General features: G+C 40.9%; 2 protein-coding genes. Both read right to left on the bottom strand.

The window, feature by feature from the left end:
- Positions 1-180 (bottom strand): hypothetical protein (locus RMT89_RS40820; protein WP_315888810.1); only part of this gene is annotated, 180 nt, incomplete at its 3' end.
- 96 nt (positions 181-276) lie between these two features.
- A partial coding sequence (locus tag RMT89_RS40815) for a hypothetical protein (protein WP_315888809.1) occupies positions 277-557 on the bottom strand: 281 nt, incomplete at its 5' end.

The following is a 557-nucleotide window of genomic DNA, read 5'->3' as shown; positions in this document are numbered from 1 at the left end:
CTGAGCGTCCATCGATTGACTAGATGTTTCACATCCCAAGCCTTCAATAATGTCTCCCGTCTCAGGGTCAGTAGTAATTGAAGACCAAAGGAGAGTTTGGATATATTGATTAATGAATGTGAGTTCTTCTTTCTCAGTGAATCCGCTATCGCCGATAGGACTTGTATGATACATGGCCATAATGCACCCCTAACACATTGTAAGCTTCATTATCAGATTGGACGCTCTACCGTATAACCTATGCTAGAACGTCCGTTATGTGGTAATCTGAGCCTATTAGAATGACTGGATGATAAGACCAGACCAGTCTTCATGGTTATATCCAATGACAGTAGTGTGTTGCTCCATCACCTCCTTCACATAATCATAACGATCTTCAATCCAATCAATATCATCATTAGCAATGGATGCTTTCATGTCTTCAATATCGATCAGGTCAGAATATTGATCAATGATCTCTTCAATCGTCATTTCCTGATAGTCGCAACAGATAGCGATGACATCGCATTCGATGGGTTCACCAATATCATCTTCCAGCCCTTCGAAATAAGCGAACA

This window comes from Streptomyces sp. P17, assembly GCF_032436805.1.
Taxonomy (GTDB): Bacteria; Actinomycetota; Actinomycetes; order Streptomycetales; family Streptomycetaceae; genus Streptomyces.
Note: the sequence above shows the minus strand (reverse complement) of the source record. Positions and strands in the feature narration are given on the sequence as shown.